This is a genomic window from Hephaestia mangrovi, from assembly GCF_019880555.1.
In the GTDB taxonomy this organism is placed as follows: Bacteria; Pseudomonadota; Alphaproteobacteria; order Sphingomonadales; family Sphingomonadaceae; genus Sphingomonas; species Sphingomonas mangrovi.
This window is the reverse complement of the sequence record NZ_JAINVU010000003.1, coordinates 288,602-314,143: the sequence shown is the minus strand read 5'-3', so window position 1 is coordinate 314,143 and position 25,542 is coordinate 288,602. Positions and strand designations below refer to the sequence as shown.

The 25,542-nt window shown below is 67.4% G+C and carries 25 protein-coding genes; 13 read left to right on the top strand and 12 right to left on the bottom strand.

Going from position 1 to position 25,542, the window contains the following annotated elements; translation table 11 throughout:
• Positions 1-13: 13 nt before the first annotated feature.
• The 4 genes from K7G81_RS08900 to K7G81_RS08885 are packed head-to-tail and all read left to right on the top strand — an operon-like array spanning position 14 to position 4,846.
• Positions 14-1,507, top strand: a complete 1,494-nt coding sequence (locus tag K7G81_RS08900; RefSeq protein WP_223030403.1) for an efflux transporter outer membrane subunit — start codon at positions 14-16, stop codon at positions 1,505-1,507.
• The gene (locus K7G81_RS08895) at positions 1,508-2,902 is read left to right on the top strand and encodes an efflux RND transporter periplasmic adaptor subunit (protein WP_223030402.1); all 1,395 of its coding nucleotides are present in this window, start codon (positions 1,508-1,510) and stop codon (positions 2,900-2,902) included.
• A 1-nt stretch (position 2,903) separates the two neighbouring features.
• A complete protein-coding gene (locus K7G81_RS08890) occupies positions 2,904-3,638 on the top strand; it encodes an ABC transporter ATP-binding protein (RefSeq protein WP_223030401.1) in 735 nt (244 codons plus the stop codon).
• Complete coding sequence (locus tag K7G81_RS08885) at positions 3,638-4,846, top strand: ABC transporter permease (RefSeq protein WP_223030400.1); 1,209 nt, start codon at positions 3,638-3,640, stop codon at positions 4,844-4,846. The genes K7G81_RS08890 and K7G81_RS08885 overlap by 1 nt, the downstream gene beginning before the upstream one ends.
• 21 nt (positions 4,847-4,867) lie before the next feature.
• On the opposite strand, the gene K7G81_RS08880 is transcribed toward K7G81_RS08885, so the two are convergent.
• Together K7G81_RS08880 and K7G81_RS08875 are read right to left on the bottom strand one after the other, a co-directional pair.
• Positions 4,868-5,443: a nucleotidyltransferase family protein gene (locus tag K7G81_RS08880; protein WP_223030399.1), complete on the bottom strand. Its 576-nt coding sequence runs from the start codon at positions 5,441-5,443 to the stop codon at positions 4,868-4,870.
• On the bottom strand, positions 5,430-6,353 hold the full coding sequence (locus tag K7G81_RS08875) for an XdhC family protein (RefSeq protein ID WP_223030703.1): 924 nt from the start codon (positions 6,351-6,353) through the stop codon (positions 5,430-5,432). Before K7G81_RS08875 ends, K7G81_RS08880 begins: the two co-directional genes overlap by 14 nt.
• 92 nt (positions 6,354-6,445) lie before the next feature.
• On the opposite strand from K7G81_RS08875, the gene K7G81_RS08870 reads away from it, so the two are divergent.
• Both K7G81_RS08870 and K7G81_RS08865 read left to right on the top strand, forming a co-directional pair.
• Positions 6,446-7,525: a glycerophosphodiester phosphodiesterase gene (locus K7G81_RS08870; protein WP_439649540.1), complete on the top strand. Its 1,080-nt coding sequence runs from the start codon at positions 6,446-6,448 to the stop codon at positions 7,523-7,525.
• Between the two features lie 5 nt (positions 7,526-7,530).
• Entirely contained in the window at positions 7,531-7,821 is a 291-nt protein-coding gene (locus K7G81_RS08865; RefSeq protein ID WP_223030398.1) for a hypothetical protein, read from the top strand.
• A 6-nt stretch (positions 7,822-7,827) separates the two neighbouring features.
• On the opposite strand, the gene K7G81_RS08860 is transcribed toward K7G81_RS08865, so the two are convergent.
• The gene (locus tag K7G81_RS08860; RefSeq protein ID WP_223030397.1) at positions 7,828-8,553 is read right to left on the bottom strand and encodes an esterase/lipase family protein; all 726 of its coding nucleotides are present in this window, start codon (positions 8,551-8,553) and stop codon (positions 7,828-7,830) included.
• The gene (locus tag K7G81_RS08855; RefSeq protein ID WP_369412069.1) at positions 8,553-9,236 is read right to left on the bottom strand and encodes a TIGR02117 family protein; all 684 of its coding nucleotides are present in this window, start codon (positions 9,234-9,236) and stop codon (positions 8,553-8,555) included. Before K7G81_RS08855 ends, K7G81_RS08860 begins: the two co-directional genes overlap by 1 nt.
• Before the next feature lie 43 nt (positions 9,237-9,279).
• On the opposite strand from K7G81_RS08855, the gene phhA reads away from it, so the two are divergent.
• Complete coding sequence (gene phhA / locus K7G81_RS08850) at positions 9,280-10,170, top strand: phenylalanine 4-monooxygenase (RefSeq protein ID WP_223030396.1); 891 nt, start codon at positions 9,280-9,282, stop codon at positions 10,168-10,170.
• Here the strand turns inward: phhA and K7G81_RS08845 are convergent.
• Both K7G81_RS08845 and K7G81_RS08840 read right to left on the bottom strand, forming a co-directional pair.
• A complete protein-coding gene (locus K7G81_RS08845; protein WP_223030395.1) occupies positions 10,167-11,108 on the bottom strand; it encodes a 50S ribosomal protein L11 methyltransferase in 942 nt (313 codons plus the stop codon). The two genes, phhA and K7G81_RS08845, sit on opposite strands and share 4 nt — an antisense overlap.
• The gene (locus K7G81_RS08840; protein ID WP_223030394.1) at positions 11,098-11,802 is read right to left on the bottom strand and encodes an SDR family NAD(P)-dependent oxidoreductase; all 705 of its coding nucleotides are present in this window, start codon (positions 11,800-11,802) and stop codon (positions 11,098-11,100) included. The genes K7G81_RS08845 and K7G81_RS08840 overlap by 11 nt, the downstream gene beginning before the upstream one ends.
• Before the next feature lie 76 nt (positions 11,803-11,878).
• Here K7G81_RS08840 and K7G81_RS08835 point away from each other — a divergent pair, with 76 nt between their 5' ends.
• Positions 11,879-14,092, top strand: a complete 2,214-nt coding sequence (locus tag K7G81_RS08835; RefSeq protein ID WP_223030393.1) for a glycoside hydrolase family 3 N-terminal domain-containing protein — start codon at positions 11,879-11,881, stop codon at positions 14,090-14,092.
• Here the strand turns inward: K7G81_RS08835 and K7G81_RS08830 are convergent.
• Positions 14,073-15,284 carry a M20 metallopeptidase family protein gene (locus K7G81_RS08830; RefSeq protein WP_223030392.1) on the bottom strand — a complete coding sequence of 404 codons (1,212 nt, stop codon included), beginning with the start codon at positions 15,282-15,284 and terminating at the stop codon, positions 14,073-14,075. The genes K7G81_RS08835 and K7G81_RS08830 overlap by 20 nt on opposite strands.
• Positions 15,285-15,372: 88 nt before the next feature.
• On the opposite strand from K7G81_RS08830, the gene K7G81_RS08825 reads away from it, so the two are divergent.
• Entirely contained in the window at positions 15,373-16,287 is a 915-nt protein-coding gene (locus K7G81_RS08825; RefSeq protein ID WP_223030391.1) for an SDR family oxidoreductase, read from the top strand.
• A gap of 7 nt (positions 16,288-16,294) precedes the next feature.
• On the opposite strand, the gene K7G81_RS08820 is transcribed toward K7G81_RS08825, so the two are convergent.
• The 5 genes from K7G81_RS08820 to hflK all read right to left on the bottom strand — a co-directional run bounded on the left by K7G81_RS08820 (position 16,295) and on the right by hflK (position 22,264).
• Complete coding sequence (locus tag K7G81_RS08820) at positions 16,295-16,939, bottom strand: MOSC domain-containing protein (RefSeq protein ID WP_223030390.1); 645 nt, start codon at positions 16,937-16,939, stop codon at positions 16,295-16,297.
• A 2-nt stretch (positions 16,940-16,941) separates the two neighbouring features.
• Complete coding sequence (locus K7G81_RS08815) at positions 16,942-18,561, bottom strand: helicase HerA-like domain-containing protein (protein WP_223030389.1); 1,620 nt, start codon at positions 18,559-18,561, stop codon at positions 16,942-16,944.
• 118 nt (positions 18,562-18,679) lie between these two features.
• Positions 18,680-20,224 (bottom strand): Do family serine endopeptidase, encoded by a 1,545-nt coding sequence (locus K7G81_RS08810; RefSeq protein ID WP_223030388.1) that lies wholly within the window; start codon positions 20,222-20,224, stop codon positions 18,680-18,682.
• A gap of 109 nt (positions 20,225-20,333) precedes the next feature.
• The gene (gene hflC, locus K7G81_RS08805; protein ID WP_223030387.1) at positions 20,334-21,197 is read right to left on the bottom strand and encodes a protease modulator HflC; all 864 of its coding nucleotides are present in this window, start codon (positions 21,195-21,197) and stop codon (positions 20,334-20,336) included.
• Positions 21,194-22,264 (bottom strand): protease modulator HflK, encoded by a 1,071-nt coding sequence (gene hflK / locus K7G81_RS08800; RefSeq protein ID WP_255586811.1) that lies wholly within the window; start codon positions 22,262-22,264, stop codon positions 21,194-21,196. The genes hflC and hflK overlap by 4 nt, the downstream gene beginning before the upstream one ends.
• Before the next feature lie 113 nt (positions 22,265-22,377).
• Here hflK and K7G81_RS08795 point away from each other — a divergent pair, with 113 nt between their 5' ends.
• The 4 genes from K7G81_RS08795 to K7G81_RS08780 all read left to right on the top strand — a co-directional run bounded on the left by K7G81_RS08795 (position 22,378) and on the right by K7G81_RS08780 (position 25,539).
• Complete coding sequence (locus K7G81_RS08795; RefSeq protein WP_223030385.1) at positions 22,378-23,352, top strand: Mrp/NBP35 family ATP-binding protein; 975 nt, start codon at positions 22,378-22,380, stop codon at positions 23,350-23,352.
• Positions 23,353-23,563: 211 nt separating this feature from the next.
• Positions 23,564-24,529, top strand: a complete 966-nt coding sequence (locus tag K7G81_RS08790) for an SMP-30/gluconolactonase/LRE family protein (protein WP_369412068.1) — start codon at positions 23,564-23,566, stop codon at positions 24,527-24,529.
• Positions 24,530-24,631: 102 nt separating this feature from the next.
• Entirely contained in the window at positions 24,632-25,060 is a 429-nt protein-coding gene (locus K7G81_RS08785; protein ID WP_223030383.1) for a CoA-binding protein, read from the top strand.
• A 68-nt stretch (positions 25,061-25,128) separates the two neighbouring features.
• Positions 25,129-25,539, top strand: a complete 411-nt coding sequence (locus K7G81_RS08780) for a hypothetical protein (RefSeq protein ID WP_223030382.1) — start codon at positions 25,129-25,131, stop codon at positions 25,537-25,539.
• The last annotated feature ends 3 nt before the right edge of the window (positions 25,540-25,542 follow it).

The following is a 25,542-nucleotide window of genomic DNA, read 5'->3' as shown; positions in this document are numbered from 1 at the left end:
ATTGATCGGCGCGATGAAAAGGTCGCGCTTCGCCTCGATCGCCGTGATGGCGCTGCCGTTGGCGGCATGCACCGTCGGCCCCGATTACAAGCCGGCGTCGCCTGGTGCACTGGGTGTCCCCGATCACTATTCGGTTCCTGCCGACGGCGCGACGCGGGGCGATTTCCGGCAATGGTGGACGCAGTTCGACGACCCGTTGTTGACCCGGCTGGTCGAGCAGGCGCGCAGTTCGAACCTCGATATCGCGCAGGCGGTCGCGCGGCTGCGCCAGGCGCACGAGGCGTTGATCCAGTCGCGCGCGCAGCTGTTTCCCAGCGTCGATGCCTCGGCGGGCTATTCGCGCAGTTTCAACGTCGCCGGCGGCACCAGCACGGTCACGCTGCCCGACGGCACCGTCACCTCGATCTCGCAGAGCCGGAACAGCTTTTCGGTTTCCGGCGACGTTTCCTATCAGGTCGGGCTGTTCGGCGAGATCCGCCGCACCGTCGAGGCGAGCAAAGCGCAATATCAGGGCGCCGGCTACGATTACGCCTCCGTCCTCACCTCGACCGAATCGGAGGTCGCGCGCAACTATATCCTCGCGCGCCTCTACCAGGTGCAACTGGCCAACGCCCGCGCGTCGCTGGCGATCGAGGACGACAATCTCCAGATCGCGGGATGGCGCGTCCAGGCCGGGCTGGTCTCGTCGCTCGACCAGGAATCGGCGCGCGCCGCCCGTGCGCAGACCGCCGCCTCGATCCCCAGCCTCGAGCAATCGTATAATCAGGCGGTGTCGCGCCTCGGCGTGCTGACCGGGCAGGCGCCCGGCGCGCTCAAGCAGGCGATGGCCAAGGTGGAGCCGATCCCGCAGGGCCCGGCGGATATCGCGGTCGGCATCCCCGCCGATACGTTGCGTCAGCGCCCCGACGTGATGAGCGCGGAACGCGGCCTCGCCGCCGCCACCGCCGAGATCGGCGTGGCCAAGGCGGCGCTCTATCCCGCGCTCAACATCACCGGCAACATCGCCACCTCGTCGAACGTGTTCGACGATCTGTTCAAGGTGATTACCGGCAGCGTGTTCGGCGGGATCAGCCAGGCGATCTTCAACGGCGGCCGCCTCAACGCGCAGGTGCGCTCCAACGAAGCGGCCGCGCAAGGCGCCTTCGCGCTCTACAAATCGACCGTGCTGACCGCGCTGGAAGATGTCGAGAACGCGATCGTCGCGCTCGATTCGGCACGCGAGCGTGAAAAGCAATATGCCATCGCGCTCGATGCCGCGAACAACAGCGCGATCCTGTCGCGCGAGCAATATCGCGCGGGGCTCACCGATTTCACCACGCTCAACACCGCGGAAAGTTCGCTGATCTCGGCGCGCAACGGCTTCACCCAGGCCAAGGCCGACGAGGCGACCGCGCTGGTTCAGCTCTATCTCGCGCTTGGCGGCGGCTGGGACAGTTCGGCCGTGCTGGTCGCGCCCGTTACGCCGCCCGTCATCCCGACCGCGACCAGCCCGTCCGAGGACCGATAAATGGCCGACCAGACCCTCACCGACACCGACGAGTTCCTCGGCGTCAAACCCGCGCCGGCATGGCAGCGCTGGGCGAAATGGGCGGCGATCGCGATCGGCGTGATCGTACTGTTGCTGCTCATCCGCCACTTCACGCAGCCGAGCGATGCCGCCGGCTATGCGACGCAACCGGTCAAGACCGGATCGCTCACCACCACCGTCTCGGCAACCGGCAAGCTCGCCCCGGTCAACCAGGTGACGGTGGGCTCGCAATTGTCCGGGCTGGTCACCGAGGTCGCGGTCGACGTCAACGATCACGTCACCAAGGGCCAGGCGCTGGCGCTGATCGATCCCGAGCAGATCGACGACCAGATCCGCCAGGCCAAGGCGCAGCTCGCGTCGAACCAGGCGGCGGTCAACGAAGCGAAGGCGACGCTCCAGCAATCGCAGGCGACGCTCGATCGCTATCGCGAGGTGAGCAAGCTGTCGGGCGGTCGCGTGCCCGCCAAGACCGAGATGGAAACCGCGATCGCCGATCGTGACCGCGCGGCGGGCGCGCTCAAGGTCGCGCAGGCCAATGTCCAGGCGGCCAACGCCTCGCTGTCGCAATATCAGACGCAGCGGTCGCGCGCGATCATCCGCTCGCCGGTGACGGGCGTGGTGCTCGCACGCCAGGTCGATCCGGGCCAGACGGTCGCGGCGTCGTTCAACACGCCGACCTTGTTCGTGATCGCCGAGGATCTGTCGCAGATGAAGCTCGAGGTGCAGGTCGACGAGGCCGATGTCGGGCAGATCAAGCGCGGGCAGAAGGCGAGCTTCACCGTCGATGCCTTTCCGGGCCGCACCTTTCCGGCCGAGATTACCCGAGTCGATCTCGGCTCCAATCTGACGGTGCAGGATGCGTCTTCCTCATCGTCCTCTTCGAGTTCGAGCAGCAGTTCGACCACCGGCCAGGTCGTCTCCTATGCCGCCGATCTCAGCGTCAGCAATCCGACGCTGGAGCTGCGGCCGGGCATGACGGCGACCGCTGACATCGTCACGTCGCAAGTCAACGGCGCGCTGCTGGTGCCCAATGCCGCGTTGCGCTTCGTGCCTGAGAAGGCCGGCGCGGCGGCGGCAAGCGGGGGCGGCGGTATCACCGGCGCGCTGGTGCCGCACCGCCGGCGGCACGGCGGCGATAATGGCAGCGACACCGCGGCGGCGGTGGAGAATGGCGGTCAGCACACCGTCTATGTGCTCGGCGACGACGGCAATCCGAAGCCGGTCAAGGTGACGACCGGGCAGACCAACGGTACGATGACAGCGATCACCGACGGCAATCTCAAGCCGGGGATGAAGGTCATCACCGGGCAGTTGTCCGGCAAGAAGGGCGTCTCGGGCGGCAAGGGCGCGGCGCCGGCGGGCGGCGGCAAATAAGGTGGCGAGCACTCCCGCCGCCGATCCGCTGATCAGCCTGCGCGGCGTCACCAAGGTCTATGGCACCGGGGCGACGGCGTTCCAGGCGTTGAAGGGCATCGATCTCGATATCGTCGCGAGCGATTTCGTCGCGGTGATGGGCGCGTCGGGCTCGGGCAAATCGACGACGATGAACATCCTCGGCTGTCTCGACGTGCCGACCGAGGGCGAATATCTCTTCCGCGGCCATCATATCGAGCTGCTCGATCGCGATCAGCGCGCGCTGCTGCGCCGCAAATATCTCGGCTTCGTCTTTCAGGGCTTCAACCTCCTGTCGCGCACCAGCGCGCTCGAGAATGTCGAGCTGCCCTTGCTTTATCGCGGCGAGCCCCGTGCAGAGCGCCGTGACCAGGCGATGGCCGCGCTCGATCAGGTCGGCCTCAAGGATTGGTGGGATCATACCCCGGCCGAGCTTTCCGGCGGCCAGCAGCAACGCGTCGCGATCGCCCGCGCGATCGTCACCCAGCCCGACGTGCTGCTCGCCGACGAGCCGACCGGTAACCTCGATTCGGAGCGGTCGCGCGAGATCATGGAGTTGCTGACTCGGCTCAACGAGGAAAGCGGCATCACTGTGCTGATGGTCACGCACGAGCCCGATATGGCGGCGTTCGCGCACACCATCGTCAACTTCAAGGACGGGCTGGTCGAGAGCATCGACGCCAGCCACAGGCCCGGCCAGCGGCCGGAGATGCACTGATGCTCGGCACCACGCTCGTCCTCGCGCTGCGCTCGATCCGGCGGCATCTGCTGCGCTCGTTCCTGACCATCCTCGGCATCGTCATCGGCGTCGCCGCGGTGGTGACGATGGTGACGTTGGGCAACGCGACCACCGCGGCGGTGCAGAAGCAGATCGCCAGCCTCGGCACCAACATGCTGATGGTGCGGCCCGGCCAGGGCTTTGGCCGCGGCGGCGGTGGCCCGCGCCCGGCCGATTTCAAGCCCGAGGATGTCGAGGCGGTCGCGCAGCAGGTCGCCGGCGTCACCGCGGTCGCGCCGCAAGCACAGACCAGCGTCACCGCGATCTATAACGGCCGCAACTGGTCGACCACGATCAACGGCACCACCGATGCCTATTTCGAGGTGCAGCCCTGGCCGCTCGAGGAAGGCCGTATCTTCACCCAGGCGGAGGAGGATGCCGGCAAGGCGGTGTGCATCATCGGCAGCACGGTCAAGACCAACCTGTTCGCCAGTGAAGACCCGATCGGCAAGCGCTTCCGCGCCGGTGACGTATCGTGCGATGTGATCGGATTGCTCACCACCAAAGGCTCGCAGGGGTTCGGCGGCGATCAGGATGATGTCATCATCATGCCGATCAAGACCGTCCAGCGCCGGTTCACCGGCTCGACCGATATCCGCATGATGCTGGTCGGCACCGATGCCGCCTATGACAGCGAGCAGGTCCAGGCCTCGCTGACCAGCCTGTTGCGCGAACGGCGCAAGGTCCAGCCGGGGCAGGACAATGATTTCAACATCTTCGATACCAAGCAGATTTCCGACACGCTGACCGGCACGACCACGCTGTTGACCAGCATCGTCACCGCGGTCGCCGGGATCAGCCTGGTGGTCGGCGGGATCGGCATCATGAACATCATGCTGGTGTCGGTCACTGAACGGACGCGTGAGATCGGCATCCGCCTCGCGATCGGCGCGGTCGCGCGCGAAGTGCTGATGCAGTTCCTGGTCGAGGCGGTGGCGTTGTCGTGCCTCGGCGGATTGATCGGGCTGGTCATCGCCCAGATCGCGGTCGCGGCGCTGGCACCGGTGATGAGGGTCGATTGGGTCTTCTATCCCGGCATCAACTTCATCGCTTTCGCGATTTCCGCGGCGATCGGCGTGGTGTTCGGCTATTTCCCCGCACGCCGCGCGGCCGCACTCAACCCGATCGACGCGCTGCGACACGAATAGTAGGGCGCGGTACCGCGCTCCTCAAACAAGCGCGCGCAGGCGATCGAGATCCTCGGGCGTGTCGATATCGATCAGTTCGTTGGCCACCGCGATCATATGATGCGCCTTGGCGATCATCTCGCGCGCGCCCTTGTCGCCGGTCAGGCTCAGCAGCCAGTCGAAATGATTGCGCCCGAACACGGCCGGGGGGCGCGGCCGCCGGCCGTCCGACGAGGCAAGGATGGTGTCGTCGCCATCGGCGTAATCAAGCAGGCGATAGATGTGCGCGGCGGTCACTCGCGGCATGTCCGCCAGCGCGACCAGCACCGCGCGCGGATCGCTCGCCCGCGCCGCCTCGACGCCGAGCCGTACCGAGCTCGACAGCCCCTCGCCCGGATGCTCGTTCCGGACCACCGCATAGTCCCGCGACGCGAAATCGAGCGCGGTTCCCGAAACGACTGCGATCCGGTTTGCGAACGGCACTGCTTCCAGCGCCGTCACGACATGGAACGCCAGCGGATTGCCGAGATATTCCTCCTGCAGCTTGTCACGCTCGCCGAACCGCTCGGATTTGCCGGCGGCGAGCAGGATCAGCGCGGTTTCGTCAGGCTTGATCATGGAACGTCCTCACCATTGCCGCGGCGATCGACAGGGCGATTTCCGCCGGGCCGATCGCGCCGATATCGAGCCCGACCGGCCCGTCGATGCGCCGTAGATTGTCCTCTGAAACCCCCGCCGCGGCAAGCCGCTCGAGCCGGGCAGCGTGGCTGCGGCGCGATCCCAGCGCGCCGACATAGCCGGTATCGGTAGCCAGCGCGGCAATCAGCGCCGGATCGTCGATCTTGATGTCGTGGGACAGCGTCACCACCGCGGTGGCCGGCCCCGGCGCGCGGGCGGCGATCGCCTCGTCGGGCCAGCGATCGTCGAGCGCCACGCCGGGGAAGCGCTCCTCGGTCAGGAAGCGGCCGCGCGGATCGATCACCGTGGTGGCGACCCCGATCTCCCGCGCCAGCCCGGCCAGCGCCTGCGCGATCTGCACCGCGCCGACGATCAGCAACTGTCGCGGCGGATCGTAGCGATTGACGAAGACCCGCGCCGTTTCCTGCGGCCGCAGGCTGCTTTGCCCGGTATCGAGGTCGGTGGTCACCGTCAGTGCCGCGCCACGGCCGCGCGCCTCGGCGATGCGGTCGAACAATTCGGGGTCGAAGCCTTGCGCCGATACCGGCTGCACCATCACCGCGATCTCGCCGCCGCACGGCAGCCCGACTTCCCATGCCGCCGCGTCGGCGACGCCATAATCCTTCACCACGAACGGCGCGCCGGCGATCACCTCGGCCGCCGTCGTCAGGATATCGCTCTCGACGCAGCCGCCCGACACCGATCCTTCGAACCGGCCGTCGGCGTGGACGATCATGTGGCTGCCCCTCGGCCGCGGCGCCGATCCCCAGGTGGAGACGACCGTCGCCAGCGCGATCGGCGCGCCGGCCCAGGCGCGCGCGGCGGCGATCACCGCGTCGTTATCGGCCATGCTGCCCGCGCGCCGGTTTGCCATCGTCATGTTTTTGCCTTGCCCGCTTCATACCGTGCCCCGTCTGGTCCGATCGAGGAACGCCCGTGGCCATGGAGGTTTCCCGCCGTCAAGCCGGTGCAGGCGCTTTCCTGCTGGCGTCGGGCTGCGCGACGCGGCAGAGTATCGCGATGCAGCCCCAGGAGCCGTCGCTCTCCGCCCCGATCGTCATCGCCCATCGCGGCGCCAGCGGGCTCCGCCCGGAACATACGCTGGCGAGCTACGAACTGGCGATCGAGCAGGGCGCGGACTTTATCGAGCCCGATCTCGTTCCGACCAGTGACGGCGCCCTCGTCGCGCGCCACGAGAACGACATTTCGGACACGACCGACGTCGCCGCGCATCCCGAGTTCGCCGATCGCCGCATGACCAAGACCATCGATGGCAAGAAGATCACCGGCTGGTTCACCGAGGATTTCACGCTCGACGAGCTCAAGACGCTGCGCGCGAAAGAACGCCTGCCGCTGCTGCGGCCCGACAATACCGCTTACGACGGCCGCTTCGAGATTCCGACGCTGGGCGAGATCATCGCGCTCGCCAAGCGCGAATCGATCGCGCGCGGCCGCACGATCGGCATCTATCCCGAAACCAAACACCCGACCTATTTCGCCGGGATCGGCCTTGCCACCGACGAGCCGCTGGTCGCCGAGCTTCATGCCGCCGGCTGGCGCACGGCCTCGGCACCGGTGTTCATCCAGTCTTTCGAGGTCGAGAATCTCCGCAAGCTCCATGGCCTGACCGGCATCCGCCTGATCCAGTTGCTCGACGATTCGGGCGCGCCGGCCGACGGCGCCCGCACCAGCTACGCCGACATGGCAAGCGCGGACGGGCTGAAGGCGATCGCGCATTATGCCTGGGGGATCGGCCCCAACAGGGGCATGGTAACCGACGGTCGGCTGGTCGGCGACGCCCATGCCGCCGGGCTGCGCGTCCACCCCTGGACCTTCCGCGCGGAGAATTATTTCCTCCCCTGGCGCTACCGCAAGGGCATCAACCCGCGCGGCCACGGCCATCTCGATCGCGAGATCGAGGCCGCGCTGGCGATGGGAATCGACGGATTTTTCACCGATTTTCCCGAAATCGGGGTAGAAGCGCGTGCGTCGTTCGATGGAACGCACGCCGAACCGGAGTGAGTATTATGCGTATCCTGCCGATCCTCGCCGCTGCGTCGCTGCCGCTGCTGGCCGGCGGTTGCCTGGCCAAGACCGCGTACAATGTCGCCACCGCGCCGATCAAGGCGGGCGGCCAGGTAGTCGACTGGACGACGACCAGCCAGGACGAGGCCGATCGCAATTACGGCCGCAAGATGCGCAAGCAGGAGGCCGCGGAAGGCCGCGAGCGCGAGAAGTGGGAAAAGAAGTGCCACAAGCATCCCGATGCGGACGGCTGCGACCAATATACCGGCTATCGCGCCGGCTACGACAACTGAGCCGGGTTACTCGCCGCCCAAGACGCCGGCGACCGCGCGCATCACCTCGGGCTTGAGCTGCACGCCCATGTGGCTGCTGTCGATGTGAATGCAGCGGCAGGTCGCGTCGTCCGGATCGTGACAGATCATGCCGTTGACGAAGCCGTCGCTGCGGCTCCAGATCGCGGTAGCCGGGACGGGCAGCGGCGCCGCGCATTCGGCGAGCAGCGCCTGCGCATCCGCGCTGTCGATCCGCTCGCCGGTCAGCCATTGATAGGTGCGCCACAAATTGGTCGCGCGCGGCGATCCCGCGAACGGCGCGCTCACCGTGATCACCTCGCGCACCAGATCGGGCCAGCGTTGCGCCGCGAACCGCGCCATCACCCCGCCGAGACTGACGCCGACCAGCGTTACCGCACCGCCGCCCGCCTGCTCGGACACCGCGATGATCCGCGCGCGCAGCCGCTCGCCGTCCGCCCCGATCGTGCGCAGCGAGAAATTATGACCGAGTTCCCAGCCGAACGCGCGATAGCCCAGGGTCTCGAGATAGCGCTTGAGCACCACGTTCGACGCGTCCGAGGTGAACAGGCCGGGCAACAGCAATACCGGCCGGCCGTCGCCCTTCGGCGCCTGCATCAGCATCGCGCGCGAGAAGGCGAGCGTCCCCAGCGTCCACGCCGCGCGTGGCAATTCCGCCGCCATCGCCAGCTTCGAAGGGGCCTCGTGGATCAAGTCTCGCGTCGCGGTCGCCATCAATACCATCCCATCACCGTCACCGCGAACGGCGTCCAGATTCCGACCCGGACACCGGCCGCGCGCAACGCCGCTCCGGTCCAGGCGTTGCATGTCATCAAAGCGTCATAACGCCCGAAACCTGAATAGAACGCATCGTAATTCGCATAGCCGGGAAAAATTTTCGGTCGCGTGCCCGGCGGCACGTGCGCGAAGCTTGCCCGGATGAACGCCGCGAGCCGCCGATATTCGTCGGGCCGCAGCACGATCGACCGCGCGTCGGGGCCGGTTTCCGGCGCCGGAATATGCTCGACATGCACCAATGTCCGGTCGCTGCCGATTGCGGCGCGCAGTACGGTGCCCGGCCGCACGTCGGCCCAGGTCGGCGTCTCGAGATAGAAGCGCGCTTCGCCCCAGCCGAAGGCGAGGTGATCGTAATCGGCGTAGCGCGGATCGGCGATATCGCCGGGGCGCACCAGATCGCGCCAGTCGATCCCTTCCGCCGCCACCGGCAGGACGAGATCGGTATGCACGCCGTTGGTCTCGACATAGATGGTCACGCCCCGGGCCGGCGGCCGCCACCCGGCATTGGCCGGGATCGCGCCGCCGATCAGCCCGGCCGTGCCGTAAGCGAGTGCCAGCACGACGAGCCCGAGTACGAGCCCGCCGATCCACCGTCCCGATTTCCTCCAGATTGCCGTCACCACGCGATTTCCCGGCGCCAAATCTCTGTGCTATCCTGATGTCATGGCAGAGGGAACACACGTATTGGACAAGCCGCCGCCCGGCGCCGCCGCCGACTGGACGATTCCGCAGAATTGGGCGCATTACACGCGCGAAGAGCATGAGACGTGGGACAAGCTGTTCGAACGGCAGGCGAAACTGCTGCCCGGCCGCGCGTCGGAAGCCTATCTGCGCGGGCTCGACGTGCTCAAGCTATCGAAGCCCGGCATTCCCGATTTCGAGGAATTGTCCGAACGGCTGATGAAGCTGACCGGGTGGCAGGTCGTCGCCGTGCCCGGCCTCGTTCCCGACGAGGTGTTCTTCGATCACATGGCCAATCGCCGCTTCGTCGCCGGCAATTTCATCCGCCGCCCCGATCAGCTCGATTATCTGCAGGAACCCGACGTCTTTCATGACGTGTTCGGCCATGTGCCGATGCTCGCCGATCCCGTGTTCGCCGATTATCTTGCCGCCTATGGCCGTGGCGGGCTCCGCGCGATGGAATATGACGCGCTCAAATATCTCGGCCGCCTCTATTGGTACACGGTCGAGTTCGGCCTGATCGAGGAAGCGGATGGCCTGCGCATCTATGGATCGGGCATCGTTTCGAGCTTCGCCGAAAGCCGCTTCGCGCTCGACGATCCCAGCCCCAACCGCATCCGCTTCGATCTCGCGCGGGTGATGCGCACGCAATATCGGATCGACGATTTCCAGCAGAATTATTTCGTGATCCCGAGTTTCGACGAACTGCTCCGGGTGACGGTGGAGACCGATTTTGCGCCGCTCTATCGCGCAATCGGCGGCAAGCCGGATATTCAGATAGGGCACATAATGCCCGATGATTCGGTGATTACCACCGGCACCCAGGAATATGCCCGCAGCCGCCGCGGCGAGCAGCAGGCGGTGCTCGCCTAGGAAGCGACCTCAGGGGCGGCAAACCTTCGCGTTGACCGCTTCCTGAGCCGCAGGATCGCCCAATCGCCGAGGTTTAGCCGTTCGGCGAGGCGATAGCCTTGCCGTCGATAGGCGCGCGCTACTGCTGCCGCCTGTGTCTGCAGCAAACCGGCCAGCACCAGCTGGCTGCGCGGCGCCGCGATCGCGGCCACGTCCGCCGCGAGGTCGATCAGCGGCCCGGCAAGGATGTTGGCGATGACGAGATCGTAAGGCGCGCGGCGCGCCACCAGCGCGTCGTCGGTGCCGTCGGCGACGGTCAGCGCCAGCCGGCCCATGCCGAGCCCCAGTGCCACGCCGTTCGCCTCGGCATTCTCCGCCGTCACGTCGATCGCAACCGGATCGATATCGGTCGCGGTCGCATAAGCGCGGGGCCAGAGGTGCACCCCGGCAAAGGCGAGCAGCCCGGTGCCGGTGCCGAGGTCGATCAGATTGTCGACACGCGCGCCGCGCCGCCGCATCGCGTCGAGCATCATCAGGCACCCGCTGGTGGTTTCGTGATGCCCGGTGCCGAAGGCCCGGCTCGCCTCGACCAGGAAATTGCGCACTCCCGGTTCGGACGATGGCGGATGAGTCGAGGTATGGACGAAGAAGCGCCCGGCGCGCACCGGTTCGAGGCCGGCCTGGCTCAGCGTCACCCAATCCATGTCGGCAATCCGCTCCGGCGTGGCCTTGGCGGCCGATCCGCTCGGCACCAGGTCGCGGATCGCGGTGATTGTCTTCTTGTCGGGCTTGCCCTCGAAATAGGCCTCCAGCCGCCAGTCCTCGGGATCGTCGGGCGTCGCCTCGCGCGTCATCAGCACCGGCGGCGGATCCAGCGCGGCAAGCGCCTCCATGTCGATCTCGATCGCCTCGGCCTCTGCCTTGGTGCAGGGCAAGGTCAGTTTCCAGCTATCGGACATAGCTCGCCCCGTTCACGTCGAGCACCGCGCCGGTCATCGAGGGCGGGGCCTGCAGCGCCAGATAGCGCGCCACGTTCGCCACTTCGTCCGGCGTTGCGACGCGGCCCAGCGGGATATCGGCGAGCAGCTTCTCGCCGCCGCGGCTTTCCAGATAATCCTCCGCCATGCCGGTCATCGTGAAGCCGGGGCAGATGGCGAATGCGAGTATGCCGATGGCGGCATAGCCGCGCGCGATCGTCTTGGTCATCGCCACCATGCCGGCCTTCGACGCCGCATAATGCCAGTGCGCCGGCGAATCGCCGCGATAGGCCGCGCGGCTGGCGATGTTGACGATCCGCCCTGCCGCGCCGCGTTCCTGCCAGTGCCGCACGGCCAGCCGGCACAGTTCGGCCGAGGCGGTCAGGTTGATCCGCATCGTGCGTTCCCAGTCGGCCAGCCACGCCTCGTGCGGCTGATCGAGCGGCGAGGCTTCGAACACCCCGGCATTGTTGATCAGCACGTCGATCCGCCCGTCGAACCTGTCGAGCGCCTTTTGCCACAGCAAGGATGCGGCGCCCGGCGCGCTGAAATCGGCGGCGAGGCCGCTGTTGGTGCCGTGCCCGGCCAGCACGACATCGTCGTCGCGGTCGAAGGCGGCGGCGATCGCCGCGCCGATGCCGCGGCTCGATCCGGTCAATAGAATATGCGTCGTCATGGCCTTCCTATCCGCGACCGGCGCGGCAAAGTCGAGCCACTGGCCAAGGCGGGCGCATCCATGTAACCGTTTCCACATGAAGAGGATGCTGATCGCCCTGGCCGCCGCCGCGCTCGCCATGCCCGCGCAGGCTCAATCACCCGCCGACGATGCCGCCGCGATGCACGCCAAGGTCGATGGCCTCATCGCGCGCATGACGCTTGAGGAGAAGATCGGCCAGCTCGAGGTGCTCGGCGACGATTACGGCAAGCTCGACGATCTCGCCAGGGCGGGCAAGCTGAGCGCCACCAACGGCGTGCTCAACGATCGCGATGTCGCCAAATACACCCGCCATCTCCAGGATATGGCGATGCAGTCGCGGCTCAAGATACCGCTGCTGTTCGAAGGCGATGTCGCGCATGGTTATTACACCATCATGCCGGTGCCGCTGGCGATGGCCGCGACCTGGGATACCGCCCTGACCACGCAGGTCCACCGCCAAGCCGCGCTCGAAGCGACGGCCTCCGGCGTGTCATGGACGTTCAGCCCGATGCTCGACATCGCGCGCGATCCGCGCTGGGGCCGGATCGTCGAGGGGGCGGGCGAGGATCCCTATCTCGGCGCGGCGATGGCGATCGCGCAGATGAAGGGGTTCCAGGGCGACGACCTCTCGCGCCCCGACACGATGATGGCGACCGCCAAGCATTTCGCCGGTTATGGCGCAGCGCAGGCCGGTCGCGACTATAATTCGGCCGATATCCCGCCGCGTCAGTTCCGCGATATCTATCTGCCGCCGTTCAAGGCGGTGGCAGATGCCGGGATCGGCGCGGTGATGGCCGCTTTCACCGCGATCGACGGCGTGCCCGCCACCGCCTCACGCAAACTCCTCACCGGCACGCTGCGCGACGATTGGCACTGGCCCGGCCTGCTTGTCTCCGATTACGACGCGATTCCCGAGCTCGTCACCCATGGTGTCGCCGCCACGCCGGCCGATGCAGCCGCGATGGCGCTCCACGCCGGTATCGAGATGGATCTGCATTCGGGCATCTATCTCGAACAGCTTCCCGCGCTGGTTCGCTCGGGCGCGGTGCCGATGGCCGAAATCGACGCCGCGGTGCGCCACGTTCTCGAAGCCAAATGGAAGCTCGGCCTGTTCGCCGATCCCTATCGCTACGGTGACGAGGCGAAGGAGCATGATCCGGCGCTTCGTGCGCAAAGCCGCGCGGTGGCGCGGCGCGCGGCGACCGAGTCGATGGTGCTGCTCCGCAACCAGGGCGTGCTGCCGCTCCGCAAGGCGGGGCGCATCGCCGTAATCGGCCCGATGGCGACCGCGACGCGAGACCTCGAAGGCCAGATGCCCGCTGCCGGCGATCCGGCCAGGGTGGTGACGATGCTCGCCGGCGTTCGTGAGGCGGTCGCGGGCAAGGCGCAGGTCAGCTATGCCAAAGGCGTCGACGTCACCGGCGACGATGTCTCGGGCATTGCCGACGCCGTATCGGCCGCCAAGGCGTCGGATGTCGCTATCCTCGTGCTCGGCGAGAGCGTCGGTATGATCGGCGAGGGCAACAGCCGCGCCGCGATCGACCTCCCCGGTCAGCAGCTCGCGCTCGCCAAGGCGGTAGTGGCGACCGGCACGCCCGTCGTCGCGGTGATCGTCAGCGGCCGGCCACTCGCCTTGCCGTGGCTCGCCGACCATGCTCAGGGCCTCGTCTATGCCTGGCTCGGCGGCGACGAGGCCGGTCACGCGCTCGGCGACCTGCTGTTCGGCGATGCCGATTTCTCGGGCCATCTGCCGGTGACGATGGCCCGCGCGCTGGGGCAGGTGCCGCTCAGCTACGATCACCTGCCGACCGGGCGCCCCGGCGATCAGCACAGCATCTACACCAGCCGCTATGTCGATCTGCCCAACACGCCGCTCTACCCGTTCGGCTATGGCCTTTCGTACACTAGCTTCCGCTATGGCGAGCCGCGGCTCGACAGCGCGACGCTCGGCCCCGGCGGCACGCTTCACGTCACCACCCGCGTCACCAACACCGGCACGCGCGCGGGCGCGGCGGTGGTGCAGCTTTACGTGCATGACGAGGTCGCGAGCGTCAGCCCGCCGGTGCGGCAGCTCAAGGGGTTCGAGCGGATCGCGCTCCAACCCGGCGAATCGCGCGACGTCGGCTTCACGCTCACGCCGGCCGACCTCGCTTTCACGCGTCGCGACATGAGCTGGGGCACCGAGCCCGGCCGCTACACGCTTTACGTCGGCGGTGATTCGACCGCGACCCGATCCGCCGCATTCACGCTCAGTCCAGCCCGTCGTTGAGGAACCGCTCCGCCATCGCGCAGTGCATCGCGACGCCGCGCGCCATCACGCTTTCCTCGATCGTCATCCGGGTGTTGTGGAGCGGCGGGTTGGTGCGGAAATCGCTGCCCTCGGGCGCGACGCCCAGGAACGCCATCGCCCCGGGCACCTCGCGCAGCACATAGGCGAAATCCTCCGCCCCCATCATCGGCGCGGGCATCGTCTGCCAGCCGGCCTCGCCGCCGAGCTGCTCGGCGCACGCCTTCATCAACACGCAGGCGCGATCGTCGTTCATCGTCACCGGATAGCCCTGTTCGACCTCGGCCTCGCCGATCGCGCCGTGCGCCGCAGCGATATGCTCGACGATCCGCACGAACGCCGCCTGCACCTTGGCCCGCGTTGCTTCGGAAAGCGTGCGCAGCGTGCCGATCATCGTCGCGTCGGCAGGAATGATGTTGTGCGCGCTCCCCGCGTTGATCTGCGCGATCGTCAGCACCGCCGGGTCCATCACGGGCACCTGCCGCGCGACGAAGGTCTGCAACGCCGTCACGATCTCGCATGCCACCGGCACGGGATCGAGGCAGTCGTGCGGCATCGCGCCATGCCCGCCCTTGCCCCGGATCGTTGCGCGCAGCGTATCGGCCGAGGCGAGCAGCGGTCCCGGCCGGCTCACCACCACGCCGGCGGCGATGTTGGGCGAAATGTGCAGCGCGAAGGCGGCTTCGGGCCGGGCCACGTCGAGCAGCCCGTCGTCGATCATGTAGCGCGCGCCGTGATAGCCCTCCTCGCCGGGCTGGAACATGAAGACGATGGTGCCCGGCAGCGTGTCTTTCCGCGCGCACAGCGCCCTGGCCGCGCCGACCAGCATCGCGGTGTGCGAATCATGCCCGCAGGCGTGCATCGCGCCGGGCACCCGCGAGGCGAAGGGCAGGCCGGTTTCCTCCTGCATCGGCAGCGCGTCATGGTCGCCGCGCAGCAACACGGTGCGCCCGTTGTCGCGCCCGCCGCGCAGGATCGCGACGAAGCCGGTGGTGCTGGTGCTGTCGTGGATTTCGAGCGGCAGCCCGTCCAGCGCCGCCTTGATCTTCTCGGTCGTGCGCGGGCAGTTGAGCCCGATCTCCGGATCCTGGTGAATGGCACGTCGCAGCGCCACGACCTCGTCGAACTCGGCCTCGCTGGCGGCGGTCCAGTCGGTGACGGCATCGAGGGTCATGAATAGATTCCTTCCGGGCTGATCGAGATCAACCTAGGTCGGAACAGGCACCAATGCCAGCCGTTGGCGGCGATGAAGGAGAATCGCCATGGCCGATACCGATACGATCGATCGCCCCGCCGCCACACCCAAAGACCCGACCGAGCGTTACGCCAAGCCGCCGTTCGAGCGTCAGCGCCAGCCATGGCCCGGTCTTGCCCGCGACATGAACCCAAAGCCCGATCATGGCGAGACGAGTTACCGCGGCTCGGGCCGTCTCGCCGGTCGCAAGGCGCTCATTACCGGCGGCGATTCGGGCATGGGCCGCGCCGCCGCGATCGCCTTCGCGCGAGAAGGCGCCGACGTTGCGATCAACTATCATCCCAACGAGCAACCCGATGCCGATGAGGTGGTCGAGTTGATCGAGGCCGAAGGACGCGTCTGCGCCGCGATCCCGGGCGATCTGCGCGACGAGGATTTCTGCAAGCGACTGGTCGCGGAAGCGGTGGCGAAGCTCGGCGGGCTCGACATCCTGGTCAACAATGCGGCGCGCCAGCAACAGGCGGACAGCATCGCCGACGTGACCAGCGAGGGTTTCGACGCGACGATCAAGACCAACATCTACGCGCCATTCTGGATCACGCGCGCGGCGATCGAGCATCTCGATGCCGGCGATGCGATCATCTTCACCACGTCGGAGCAGGCATATGATCCGTCGCCCGACATCATCGATTACGCGATGACCAAGGCGGCGATGATGAACCTGACCAAGAGCCTGGCCAAGCAGCTCGGGCCGAAGGGCATCCGCGTCAATGGCGTCGCCCCCGGCCCGATCTGGACGCCGCTCCAGGTTTCCGGCGGTGCGACGATGGAAAAGCTCGAGCAATTCGGCAGCCACACCCCGCTCGGCCGCCCCGGCCAGCCCGCGGAACTCGCGTCGATCTACGTCCAGCTCGCCGCGCGCGACGCCAGTTACGCGACCGGGCAGGTCTATGGCGCGGCCGGCGGCAGCGGCCAGCCGTAAGGGCGCGCTAGGCGGTTAGACCGACGCGCGCGCGGGCGGCGATGTTGGCGGCAACGCCCGCCATCGTCGCCAGCGCTTCCGCCTCGTCTCGGCTCGCGCCGCCGAAATTGACGATCGACACCATGCGCGAAAAGGCGAAACCGGGATTGGGCCGGTCGGCCAGCAATACCGGCGCGCCGGCCGCGATTCTGCCTTCGCGCACCACCCGATAATACCAGCCCGATCGGCCGGCCTTGACCATCGCCTTGCCGATACGCGGTTCCCCGAACGCCAGTGCCAGCTTGAAGCACGGCTGGCGCGGCTGGCAGACCTGCAGCAGCGCGTCGCCGATCGCGTGGACGTCGCCGACGCAGATGGCGTCCTCGTCGAGTCCGTCGATCGTCAGATTCTCGCCCATCGATCCGGCGCGGAAGCGATCGGCGAGCGCGGGAAATGCTGCGGCCCAACGCGGGTAATGCGCGGCGGCATAGCCATAGACCGCTTTGTCGGGGCCGCCGTGCACCGTCAGGTCGGCCTGTTCGTCGCCCGCCAGGCCGAGCGTGCCGACCGCCACGTCATGATCGACGCCGTGCTTGGCGAACCCGCTCGGCACGCCGTCGGGGCCGAGCGGCGCAATCCGCCCGACCTGGATCGAGGCGAGAACCGCGCCCACGCTCATCGTCCCTTGAACAGCCCGCCGAGCACGCCGCGGACCAGCCCGCCGACCAGCCCGCCCGAACTGCTCCGTCGCGACGACGAGCCGAAAATCTCGCGGCTGATCTCGTTAGCGACTTGGCGGCCGATCGCCGAAGAGGCCGAACGCGCGGCCGAGGTCGCCATCTTGTTCCACGGATTGTTCGCCGCTGCGCGGTTGGCGGCGATCCTGGCGCGCTCGGCTTCCTTGGCGGCGCGGGCATCGTCTTTGGCTTGCTGGGCGGCGGCCTTGTCGGCGGCGTTCTGCGCTTGTGCCTCGGCGGCGGCCGCGGCGGCTTCCTTGGCCTTGGCGGCGAGCAGTTCCTCGGCCGATTCGCGATCGACCAGCGTGTCGTATTTGGCGCCGATCGCGTCGGTCTGGATCAGCACCTTGCGCTCATCCGGTGTTACCGGGCCGACCCGGCTGCGCGGCGGTTTGATCAGCGTGCGCTCGACCGGTTCGGGCGCGCCGTCGGGCTGGAGCAACGAGACCAGCGCCTCGCCGACCTTGAGCTCGGTGATGACCGTCGCGACGTCGAGGCCGGGATTGGCGCGGAACGTGTCGGCGGCGGACTTCACCGCCTGCTGATCCTTCGGCGTGAAGGCGTGGAGCGCGTGCTGCACCCGGTTGCCGAGCTGCCCCGCGACGGTGTCGGGAATGTCGACCGGGTTCTGGGTGATGAAATAGATGCCCACGCCCTTCGATCGGATCAGCCGCACGACCTGCTCGATCTTCTCGAGCAGCGCCTTGGGGGCATTGTCGAACAACAGGTGCGCCTCGTCGAAGAAGAAGCACAGCACCGGCTTGTCGGGATCGCCGACCTCGGGAAGATGCTCGAACAGCTCGCTCATCAGCCACAGCAGGAAGGTGGAATAGAGCCGCGGCGATTGCATCAATTTGTCGGCGGCGAGCACGTTGACGATGCCGCGGCCCTTGTCGTCGCACTGGATGAAGTCGGCCATCGCCAGCGCCGGCTCGCCGAAGAAATGGTCGCCGCCCTGGCTGCGGAGCTGGAGCAACGCGCGCTGGATGCTGCCGATCGATTGCTTGGAGACGTTGCCGTAAGTCGTCGTCAGTTCGTCGGCGCGGTCGGCGCAATTGGCCAGCATCGCCTGCAGATCGTCGAGATCGAGCAGCAGCATTGATTCCTTGTCGGCGACAGTGAAGGCAATCGTCAGCACGCCTTCCTGCACGTCGTTCAGATCCATCAGCCGCGCGAGCAGCAGCGGCCCCATCTCGGAAACCGTCGTGCGGATCGGGTGGCCCTGCTCGCCGAACAGATCCCAGAATTGCACCGGATTGTCGGCATAGGACCAGTCATCATAGCCGATCTGCTTGGCGCGCGCGGAGAAGGCGTCGTTGGTCTTGGCGGTTGCCGATCCGGCCATCGCGATGCCCGACAGGTCGCCCTTCACGTCGGCGACGAAGCACGGCACGCCGCTGGTCGAGAATCCCTCGATGATGCCTTGCAGCGTTACCGTCTTGCCAGTGCCGGTGGCGCCGGCGATCAGCCCGTGGCGGTTGGCGCGCTTCAGTTCGAGCGACTGTCGCTTGGTTGTATCGTCCGAGCTTGCGCCGATGAAGATGCTGCCGTCCGCCATGCCTGCGCTCCCTCGCTGTTGCCATGGCACGCTACCGCGCGGATCGGCGCTGCGGAAGCCAAAACAAAAGCCGCCCGGCGCGAACCGGGCGGCTTTCGCTTTACCGGCCCGCGCCGGCTTATTTGTCGTCGTCGGACTTGATCTTCACCGCGACGAAGCGGTTCTGCCCGCGCGGCAACGCGATGTAGAGCAACACCTGATCGCGGCCCGCGCGCTTGGCGGCGGCGACCTGCTGGCCAAGCGCCTGCGGCGTCGTCACCGGCTGGCCATTGGCCGAAACGATCACCAGCCCGCGCTGCAGCTTCTGCCCGGCGTCGCTCGACGGATCGACCGAGGTGATCACCACGCCCTTGGTCGCGGGATCGACGCCGACCTGCTGCGCGATCGCCGGGGTCAGCGTGATCGTCGAGATGCCGATCGAATCGCTGGTCGCCTGCGCCTGCTGCTGCTCGTCGCCCTCGTCGGGCATCGCGTCGTCGTCATCGCCCTGGCCGTTGAAGCCGGCGAGTTCCTGCTCGGACGGCCGCGTGTCGAGCGTCGCGGTCAGCGTAATGTGCTTGCCGTTGCGCAGCACATCGAACGGCACGCGCGTGCCGGGCTGCAGCGCAGCGACGAGGTAGCTCAGCGATTGATCCGCAGTCACCGGTTGGCCGTTGACCTTGGTTACGACGTCGCCCGGCTGGAATCCTGCCTTCTTGGCGGGGCCGTCCGGCGTGACGCTGGCGATCAGGCCGCCGGTATTCTTGTCGATGCCCAGCGATGCGGCGATGTCGTCGCTCATCGGCTGGATCGCGACGCCTAGATAGCCGCGCTTGACCGATTCGCCCTTCATCAGCGTGTCGACCACGGGCTTGGCCTCTTCCGCCGGAATCGCGAAGCCGATGCCGACATTGCCGCCCGACGGTGACAGGATCTGCGAGTTGATGCCGATCACCTGGCCCTTCATGTCGAACATCGGGCCGCCCGAATTGCCGCGGTTGATCGAGGCGTCAGTCTGGATGAAGCGATCATAGCCGCCGAGGTCGGTGGTGCGATGCAGCGCCGAGATGATGCCCGCCGTCACCGACGAGCCGATCCCGAACGGGTTGCCGATCGCGATCACCCAGTCGCCGACCCGCGCGCCCTTCGAATCGCCGAACTTGACGAAGGGGAAGGGGCCGCCCTGGATCTTGAGCACGGCAAGGTCGGCGGTGTCGTCATGGCCGATCAGCTTGGCCTTGTATTCCTTGCCGTCGGTCATCGTCACGGTGATCTCGTCGACGGTCGCGCCCTTGGCACCGGCCGAGATGACGTGGTTGTTGGTGACGACATAGCCGTCGGGCGAGATGATGAAGCCCGATCCCAGCGATTCGGCTTCGCGCGTCGTGGTGCCGCCGCTACCGCCCAGCCCGTTCATCTGGCCGAACAGGTCGCCGAACGGCGTGCCGGCGAACGGGTTGTTGGGCACCTTGACGTGCTGCGTGGTCGAGATGTTGACCACCGCCGGCTGCAGCCTCGCGACCATGTCGGCGAAGCTCATCGGCGCGCCGGCCCGCGGCACGACCTGCTGGATCGCGCCGGGCTCGTTTTGCGCGGTCTGCGCGCCGGCGGTGGGCTGCAGGGTCATCGCGGCGGCGGCGCCGCCCAGCAACAGGGCACCGGTGATGCCGTAAGCATAACGCACTGGCAAAATTCCTCTTCTCTTTCAGTTCATCCCAGGAATGCGGCGGCTCATGGCCTATCCTTGCTGAACCTCGTTTGAATATGAACGAAACGACAGGTGGGCGGCGACGCTATTTGCCCTCGAACTGCTTCAAATACGCATTGTCGGGCGAAAGGATCACTTGCGTCGATCCGTGCGGCGTCGATGTGTCGCCATCGGCGTCGAAGGTATGGTCGTAAGACTGCATCGCGCGGTAGAAATCATAGAATTTCGGATCCTGGTTGAAGGCGTCGGCATAGATATGCGCGGCCTTGGCCTGGGCGTCGGCGCGGATGATCTGCGCCTGCTTGGCGCCCTCGGCTCGGATCGTGATCGCCTGCTGCTTGCGCGCCGATGCCATCGCCTGCAGCGCCGAAGTCAGCGGGCTGCCTTCGGGCAGATCGGCATGCTTGATCCGCACGTCGACGATCTCGACGCCATATTGGCTGGCGAGCCGCTGCAGCCCGGCCTGGATATTGTCCATCACCTGGTCGCGTTCGGGGCTGAGCAGCACAGCGAAGGGATGCTTGCCCAGCTCGTTGCGGATCGCGGTGCCGAGCAGCGGGCGCAGCGCGTCGGTCACCGCCGTTTCGCTGCCCGCGGTGATCGCCATCTTGAGCGGATCGACGACGCGGAACCGCGCATAGGCATCGACCTCGAGCCGCAGCTGATCCGACGACAGCACCTGCTGGTTGTCGTAATCGACATCGAGCACGCGCTTGTCGACCCACACCAGCCGGTCGACGAACGGGATGCGCGCGATCAGGCCAGCACCGGTGCGGCCGAACACTTGCCCCGGCCGCCATGCGTTGATCGTGCGGACCGGCTTTTCGAGCCGTAGCACGACGACCTGCTGCGTCTCGGGTACGATCGTGAAGGTGCTGGCGATCAGGATCACGGCGACCAGCGCCAGAATGCCGATCGTCACGGGATTGCGGAGCAGCCGGCCGTTCATTGCCCGCCTCCCGATGCCGGGGCACTGGTCTGGACGTCGGAATCGTCGCTTGGCGGTGGCGGCGGGGTGCGGCCCCCCTGCAGCTTCAGATAGGGCACCACTCCCGGCGTATCGACCACCACCTTGTCGGCGCGCGCCAGCACGTTCTCCATCGTCTCGTAATACATGCGCCGCTTGGTCACTTCGGGCGCCAGCTTGTATTGCTGATACAGCCGGTCGAACTGCGCCGCTTCGCCCTCGGCCTGGGCAACGACCTGCTGGGCATAGGCATTGGCATTGTTCTTGGCCGAAACGGCGTCGCGCTGTGCCGCCGTCACGTCCTTGAACGCGTCATTGACCTGCGCCGGCGGATCGGCCTGCTTGATCGCCACGCCCTGGATCAGCACGCCGGCATTGTAGCCGTCGAGGATCTGCTGCATCCGCTGCTGCACGCGTGCCTCGATCGTCGTCCGGCCCGGGCCCATCGCATCGTCGAGCGTCACGTTGGCGACCACCTCGCGCATCGCGCTCTCCGCGGTGGCGCGCACGGTCGATCGCGGATCGGCGATCTGGAACACGAAATCCTGCGCGTTGGCGACGTTCCAGCGCACCGAATAGGCAAGATCGATGATGTTCTGGTCGCCGGTCAGCATCAGATTCTCGCCGCCCTCCTGCGGGAAGTCCTCGTTGCGGATGTTCTGCACGTCGATCACCTTGACGCGGTTGATCGGTGCCGGCAGCGTCATGTGGAAGCCCGGCCCCAGCGCGCCCGAATAGCGGCCGAAGAAGGTAACGACGCCGCGCTGCTGCGGCCCGATCGGGTGAAAGCTGGTCACCGCGATCCAGACGACGAGCACCAGCCCGACGCCGATCAGCCACAGCGAGCGCCCGCCCGGCCCGCCGGGCAGCGAGAATTGCCCGCCGCCGCCATTGCCGCCGCCACCCGATCGCGCCCGCTTGATCCACTCGTCGAGCGCGGTTGGCCGCCCGCGCTTGCCGGCGGGCGGGATCGTCCAGGGATTGGGCGGGCCATCGTCCTTCTCGCCATCGCCATCGCCGCCCCACGGGCGCTTTGGTTTGTCGCTCATGAAGGATTTCAGCCCCTGACGCAGCCGTAACGGAATAAGCATAGAGGGCCTTTATAGGAGAGCGGGCGCGGAAAAACAGTGGCAAGCGCGCATCCCGGCCCTATGTCGCCGGCATGACCACCGATACCGCTTCGCTCGACGCTGCGCTCGCCGCCGTCGCCGGCACCCGCGCGACCGCCCGGATCGAGGGCGCGCGCGCCAGCATCATCCTCGACGTGACCGGGCTCGACGCCGCCCAGCGCGACGCGCTCGAAGCCGAAACGGCGCAGGCCGCGCGCGCCGTTTCCGGCATCGAGGACGTTCGCGTCGCACTGACCAGCCAGCGTGTCCAGCGCCGCCTGATCGCGGTCGCCTCGGGCAAGGGCGGGGTCGGCAAGTCGACCGTTTCGGCCAATCTCGCGATCGCGCTCAAGCAGGCCGGCCGCCGTGTCGGGCTGGTCGATGCCGATATCTACGGCCCGTCGCAGCCCAAGCTGCTCGGCGTCGAGGGCACGCGCCCGCAGGCGAAGGACAAGGTGCTGCAGCCGGTGCCGACGCCATTCGGCGTGCCGCTGTTGTCGATGGGCCAGCTCGTCGCGCCCGATCAGGCGATCGCCTGGCGCGGGCCGATGGCCTCGGGCGCGCTTGGCCAGCTGGTCGAGGCCGATTGGGGCGCCGCCGATACGCTGATCCTCGATCTGCCGCCGGGCACCGGCGACGTCCAGTTGACCATGATCCAGAAGCATCGCCCGGCCGGCGCGGTGATCGTCTCGACGCCGCAGGATCTCGCGCTGATCGACGCCCGCCGCGCGATCGATCTGTTCGGCAAGGCCGGCATCCCGGTGATCGGCGTGATCGAGAACATGGCGGGCTATGCCTGCCCGCATTGCGGCGAGATATCCGATCCGTTCGGCCGCGGCGGGGCGGAAGCCTCGGCGGCCGAACTCGGTGTGCCGTTTCTCGGCCGCGTGCCGCTCGATCTGGCGATCCGCACCGGCTCGGACGCCGGCGCCCCGCCGGTTGCCGGCAACGGCCCCGAAGCCGCCGCGTTCGTCGCGATCGCCGGCAAGGTCGACGCCTGGCTGCAGGCCGAAGGCAAAGGGAGCTGATATCCAGCGACCGGCCTGGCGTAGAGCCGGTGGGGCGCATCGGGTGAATGCGGACGGCAAGCGGTTTTTTGAGCCCGAGGGCCGGCCGCTTCGCGCAATCGACTCTCGTCCTTTGCGTCGTTATCGCCGGTCGTGAGTTGCGAGAGGGGATTTTATGACTACGGGTTGGGGATCACGTCCTAGTCGGCGTTCGGTGCTCGTCGGTGCAGCCGTGACGTTGGCGGTCCCGCAACTGGCGAAGGCAGCCTCGGTGCGGCGCTTGTCACCGCGCCTGGACCATATTCTGGCCCCCGATGCGGCGTGCGAAACGATTGCGACGGGAATCCAATGGGCGGAAGGGCCGCTCTGGGTGCCTTCTCAATCGGCCCTGTTCTTCTCCGATCCGCCCGCCAACCTCATCCGGCGATGGCGCCGCGACGAAGGCGCGATACCGTATCTCCATCCATCGGGCGCAGCGGGGACCGATCCCAAGCTGGTGCGCGAGCCCGGCGCGAACGGTCTGGCACTTGGCGCCGACGGGCGGCTGCGCATCGCCGACAGCGGGACGCGCGCGATCACCGCGCTCGATCTCGCGACCAAGGCCAAGACGGTGCTGGTCGACCGCTATCGCGGCAAGCGCTTCAACAGCCCCAACGACCTTCACATCGCGCGATCGGGCGCGATCTACTTCACCGATCCCCCTTACGGGCTGGCCGACGGCGACCAGTCGCCCCTCAAGGAGCTTGACCAGAACGGCGTCTATCGCTGGACGCCGGGCGGCGAGGCGGTGCTGCTTGATGGAACGCTGACCCGCCCCAACGGCATCGCGCTCTCGCCCGACGAACGCACGCTTTACGTGTCGGTGTCGGACAAGGATGCAGCGGGCGTCTACGCTTACGCGCTCGATGCAGCGGGCGATGTCGGCGGGCGCCGTCTGCTGTTCGACGCGCGGCCAATGCTGGCGAACGACGCCCCCGGCATCACCGATGGGATGAAGGTCGCTGCCGATGGCACGCTGTTCTGCTCTGCGCCCGGCGGGCTGCTGGTGATGACGCCCGAGGCCGAGCCGCTCGGGTTGATTTCGGACGGGCGCGCCATCGCCAATTGCTGTTTCGGCGAGGACGGACGGACGCTTTTCATGACGGCGTCCGATCGCGTGCTTCGTCTGCCGCTCCGGATCAACGGGTTGAAGGCGTGAGCGGTTTTGCCGATCGGTAGATAGAGGGGAACGCCACCGGAGCCATCGTCTTGGCGAACGCGTTTCAGCATCGATCGCGAATGCTTGAACGAGGAGGAAGAGATGCCGCTCACGCGTGACGAGGACATCAAGGCGCTGCTCGATCGCACCCGCACGATCGCGCTGGTCGGCGCGTCGGATCGTCCCGATCGTCCGTCCTATCGCGTCATGGCGGTGCTCCAGCGCCACGGCTATCGCGTCTTTCCGGTCAACCCGCAGATCACGGGCGAGCACGTTCACGGTGAATTCGTCTGGCGCGATCTTGCGCAGATCGGCGAGGCCATCGATCTGGTCGATATCTTTCGCCGTCCCGATGCCGCCGGCGAGGCGGTCGATCAGGCGATCGCCGCCGGGGCGCGGGCGGTATGGATGCAACTCGGCGTGATTAACGAGGCCGCCGCCGCGCGCGCCGAAGCGGCCGGCCTGGCGGTGGTGATGGATCGTTGTCCGGCGATCGAAATCCCGCGGCTGGGGGTTGCGCCGATCGGTTGACGCGGTTCCCATCGCCGCGGTTCTGCTTCATACTCGGGGCTATTTCTGACGCGGGGAGAGCCGAGGGGATGTCTGTGCCGGCGGCAATGGCGATCGCGCTGCTCATCCAGGCGCAAGCGCTGGAGACGGTCACCCCGCCAGCGCCGAAGCCGACCCCTGACGCCACCGCGATGGTGACGCATTATACCGAGCTGACTTCGGTCGATCCGCGCGCCGGCCATCGTTGTGACAGCGCCGCGCCGGGCGACATCGTCGTGTGCAGTGCGCGCCGGTCCGATCAGCGCCTGCCGCTCCCCGATGAGCGCGGCCCGCCCGTCGGGCCCTCCCCGGAACCGATCGGCACCGAAGCCAATTGCGTGGCCGCGACCGGCCGCGCCTGCCAAGTCTGCCCGCCCACCGGTTGCACCGGCGTCAACCTTCTCGCGGTTCCGTTGAAGCTGTTCCGGATCGTCCGAGCGGTGGTCGATCCGGAACATTGAGCA